The sequence below is a fragment of the Aedoeadaptatus coxii genome, assembly GCF_001553115.1.
Classification (GTDB): Bacteria; Bacillota; Clostridia; order Tissierellales; family Peptoniphilaceae; genus Aedoeadaptatus; species Aedoeadaptatus coxii.
This window is the reverse complement of record NZ_KQ960178.1, coordinates 30,632-35,286: the sequence shown is the minus strand read 5'-3', so window position 1 is coordinate 35,286 and position 4,655 is coordinate 30,632. Positions and strand designations below refer to the sequence as shown.

General features: G+C 31.0%; 3 protein-coding genes. All 3 read right to left on the bottom strand.

What is annotated here, in order from left to right; translation table 11 throughout:
- Window positions 1-443: 443 nt before the first annotated feature.
- From HMPREF1863_RS05280 to HMPREF1863_RS05270, 3 genes are read right to left on the bottom strand one after another with little or no spacing between them, the layout of a single operon-like run.
- Window positions 444-2,180 (bottom strand): ABC transporter ATP-binding protein, encoded by a 1,737-nt coding sequence (locus HMPREF1863_RS05280; RefSeq protein ID WP_068368164.1) that lies wholly within the window; start codon window positions 2,178-2,180, stop codon window positions 444-446.
- Window positions 2,173-3,891, bottom strand: coding sequence for an ABC transporter ATP-binding protein (locus HMPREF1863_RS05275; RefSeq protein ID WP_068368163.1), 1,719 nt, complete (start codon window positions 3,889-3,891; stop codon window positions 2,173-2,175). Before HMPREF1863_RS05275 ends, HMPREF1863_RS05280 begins: the two co-directional genes overlap by 8 nt.
- Before the next feature lie 4 nt (window positions 3,892-3,895).
- Entirely contained in the window at window positions 3,896-4,492 is a 597-nt protein-coding gene (locus HMPREF1863_RS05270; RefSeq protein ID WP_068368156.1) for a TetR/AcrR family transcriptional regulator, read from the bottom strand.
- Between the last annotated feature and the right edge of the window lie 163 nt (window positions 4,493-4,655).

The following is a 4,655-nucleotide window of genomic DNA, read 5'->3' as shown; positions in this document are numbered from 1 at the left end:
ATAAAATGGCAAATGGCTTTAGATAGGAGGTCAAAGTCCGAAGCAATACCACGAACGCATGCATACGCTTAGAAAATACGTTGTGTAAAACAAAATCGAGCAAGCGAAATGCTTACTCGATTTTGACCAACTTTAGGGGTCACTCTAAATCCGTTGTGGGAGTTCGTCTTCTTTATTCTATTGTCGCTATTTTCTCCAGAAGCACTAATTCCACGCCGGGGATACCGTTAAAGGTGGTGTCTACAATGCCTATCTCTCGGTAACCTAACGTCTTATACATCCTCCTGGCGCGAACATTTTTTGCATTGGTATCCAGTCGCAAATAGGGCTTCTCCTTTTCTGTTGTCTTTTGCTTGGGAACTTAATAAAAGAGGACTTATGCTCTAAGGCATAAATCCTCTTAACTAAATTTACCGGTTCAAAGACTTTAATATTTCTTCCTATCAATTATTTAACTTCCATGATTCTGCCTTAGCCTTTGCATTTATAAGGTCAGAATAAAGTCCATTATTTTTAATCAGTTCTTCATGATTTCCACGTTCTACTATTTCTCCTGCTTTTAAGACTAAAATCTGATCTGCATTTCTTATTGTCTTTAGTCTGTGGGCAATCATGATGACTGTTTTATTTTTTGTAAGTTGTTCTATTGCTTCTTTAAGTTTATCTTCATTTTCCGGATCTATATTTGCAGTTGCCTCATCAAAGATTATGATGCCTGCGTCTTTTAGCATGGCTCTTGCTATAGATATTCTTTGTTTTTCTCCCCCAGATAGACTTGCTCCACCTTCCCCAATGATAGTGTCATATCCTTCCGGTAAAGCTTCTATAAATTCATGGCATCTTGCTTTTTTGGCAGCCTGAACTACTTCTTCATGGCTTGCATCTTGTTTACCAAATTTTATATTGTTTTCAATTGTATCTTCAAAGAGATAGACGTCTTGAAATACCATGGAAATTGAATTCATAAGATTTTCTATCTTATAATCCTTAATATTTTTTCCACCTATTAAAATTTCTCCAGAGTTTACATCCCAAAATCTCGCTATTAGATTACAAAATGTTGTCTTACCGGATCCAGATGGGCCGACAATGGCAGTCATGGTATTTTCTTTTATCTCTGCTGATACATTTTTTAAAATTGGTCTGTCATCATAAGAGAAAGAAACGTTTTTAAAGACTATATCATGATTTTTTATAGGCTCTGAAACCTCTCCTTCTTCCATATCTTCCATATCATTTACGTAAGAATAAGAATCTATCGCATTCTCAACCATTCTTAGCATTGCCATAGCAGATCCAGATGTAATAAGCCCGTCAAATATTACAAAACTTGCTATAAGTATCATAATAGTATTGACTATTTGACCATTTTCAACAAAATATAATTTTATTGAAATAAACAACATCAAACAAATTGTTATAGCTATTATGATTTTAGCTAATAAACTATATGGCATTATAGTTTTTTCTAAATCAAAAGAATATTTACTAGCACCATCAAAGCTCTTGTCAAGTTTTTTATTATTACTTCCTCGTAGATTATATGATTTTATAATTTGCATTCCTTGCAATGTTGATAAGACTTCTTTGGTAAGTGATATCTGAATCTCATGAATCTTATCTGCATTTTTACTTGACCTTTTTTGCATACGAGCAATGATCATTAAAAATACAATAGAACCAACTATTGCTACAATACCTACCTTATAAGAAAACAAAAATAAGGATAAGATAAAAACAATAGCATTAAGCATACCACCGAAAACCATAATACACAAAGTTGGAACCCAAGTCTCTATATTATCTAAGTTAGTAGTCGCAATAGTTGTTAAATTTCCTAAACTTAAACTTGAGAAGAATCCCATGGGAACTTTTTTTATTTTTTCACCTAATTCAATTCTCTTGTGTCCAGCCATAAAATATCCGGCATGTGTTTGTTTGAGCATAGAGGAATTTTTTGAAATAATTACTCCGGCTATACTAATTAATAAAAATAAACTTGATATTCCTATTGTTTTGAAGCTTATATCCTTGTTTACTATCCCAAATATCGCATAATAAATTGCTGCAAATTGTAAAGCATTAAAAATAGAGCCGAAAAAATTAGCAAAGATTGATTTTTTTATATGCACTTGTTCTTCAACAGAAAAACTCCATATTTTTTTAAAAACACTAAGCATCTTTTTCTCCTTTCAAGGCAGTTACCCAAAGATCGTGATAATCTTTTGATTCCTTCAAAAGCTTTTCATGGCTTCCTTTGCAAGCAACTTCTCCATTTTTAATTAAAAATATATTATCAACATCGATTATTGTCTTTAAACGATGGGCAATTATAATTAAAGTTTTTCCTTTGACAAGCTCTGATATTGCATCTTGAATCAAAGCCTCATTTTCAGGGTCGATATAAGAGGTCGCCTCATCTAAAATAACTATTGGAGCATTCTTTATCATAGCTCTTGCAATTGATATTCTTTGCCTTTCTCCTCCAGATAAATGTTTACCGGCTTCTCCTACTCTCGTATCATATCCATCTGACAGCTTCATTATAAAATCATGGCAGGCTGATTTCTTACATACTTCAATTATTTCCTCATCACTAGCATTTTTATTTCCTATTCTGATGTTATCTTTAATTGACATATCAAAAAGAAAATTATCTTGTGCTACATAGGAAATGGTACTAGATAGCTTTTCAAGGGACATGTCTTTAATATTTACATTTCCTATACTTATAGAACCACTATCTACATCCCAAAATCCTGAAATTAGTTTTGCAATAGTCGACTTTCCCGAACCCGATTCACCTACTAAAGCATTCACAGATCCTTCTTCTATATTTATATTTATATTATTTAGGACTTGCTTATCTTTTTCATAAGAAAAATCTACATTTTTCATCTCTATATTATGATTTTTTATATCTAGATTTGCATTGTTATGAGATAATTCTCTCGCACAAAGTATATTTTTAATCTCTTCGAAAATAGTTGACATTCTTCCAATATCATCCTCAAAAGTCATTACTCTCATAATGTTTTGAATAGTCCCAAAAGAAAGAATGATCAATGTTAAAAATACGCCACCATCTAGTGAACCATTCATACAGAAATATAAACCAAAGGGTATAATTGTCAAAATACCAACCGGAGCAATAGACATACTTATCGCATAGTCTCTTGTATTTTCTCCCATCCAATCGTAATAATAATTTGCCTTTTTATACACATTATCCCTGTATTTTTTGTAAGATTTTTCGCCTTGGTTAAATGTTTTAATAACTTCTATTCCATTTATATATTCAACTACAGAATTATTCATATCTTGGCCAATTTTAACTGCTTGTGGAAACTTTACCTTCATCCTTTTCATAGGCCCTGCCATAAAGAATCCACCAATAACTAATGGAATTAAAGATATTAAACTTAATCTATAATCTAAAATTAACATATAAACAAATAATATTATCGGTCCGACTAAATTAGCTGTCATCTCAGGAATCATATGAGCCAATGTTGTTTCAGTATTATCAACTTGATTTACAATTATGTCTTTTAACTTACCGGTAGACTCATTCAATATGTCTCCTAATGGCATATTAAATAATTTTTCCATAAGACTTTTTCTTATATCTCGTATTATTTGATAGGCTGTTTTATGAGAAATCATTGTTGACAAAAACATAAACACTTCTTTGATTACAAGACATGAAAGTATCAAGAAAATTTTATTTATATAGTAATAAAAATCTTGGCTACTATCAATCAATGATATGATCATCTTACTTAGAATAATATATACAAAAAGGTTTGAAATTACTCCAAGTATTGCAAACAATACAGAAATAAAGTATGGTGCTTTATTTCTCTTAATGTATTTTTTTAATAAATCCATAAATTTAACTCCTTTCATCATCTTTTTTCATTACATTAGTAAAATAAGTCTCTATCATTTCAGTTAGATATTTCTTATTTTTTATGAAATTCTCACGTGCATTCAAAATTTCGCAAGCCATCAATCCAGAATTTATAATATTAACCATAAATTCAAATGTCTCATCAGACGGTAACTCGTTAAACAAAGTAGAAAACAATTCTTTAAATACTTGTATGGACTCTTTTTTTATTTTCACATATAAGTCTTTCAGATCATCATTTTCTTTTAACTCACATAAAAACATAGCATAAAGCTTTACATAATCACTATCTGCAAGTATCTTGTCTATGATTATTTTTGAAAACAACTGTGGACTTAATATCAAATCTTCAGCATAAATTGATTTTTTAACCATATCCTTTCTATTCAAATTACCTTCTACCATAATGTCATATAAAATTTCATAAGTAGAACCATAATGATGATACAATCCACCTCTAGAAAGCCCGGTAGCTTCCATAATGTCATTCATGATTGTATTTCTAAACCCTTTGTCCAAAAAGACTTTCATAGCTGCTTGTCTAATCTGCTTTTTTCTTTCATCAGCTTCCATTTTCATTTCATAAACAACCTCCAAACCGACACTCTTGTCGGTATTATTGTATCAATGCTGATAATCATCGTCAATAGCTTCACTTATACTTCTTAATTAATTTCTTTAAATGCGGTATGATCGATAGAGCTAAATACACGCTTAACGCTTATAACTTTAATAGCAAGCA

Excerpts from the sequence above, each read along its gene's own strand:
- HMPREF1863_RS05280 (WP_068368164.1), bottom strand. The coding sequence starts at position 2,180 with ATGCTTAGTGTTTTTAAAAAAATATGGAGTTTTTCTGTTGAAGAACAA.
- HMPREF1863_RS05275 (WP_068368163.1), bottom strand. The coding sequence starts at position 3,891 with ATGGATTTATTAAAAAAATACATTAAGAGAAATAAAGCACCATACTTT.
- HMPREF1863_RS05270 (WP_068368156.1), bottom strand. The coding sequence starts at position 4,492 with ATGAAAATGGAAGCTGATGAAAGAAAAAAGCAGATTAGACAAGCAGCT.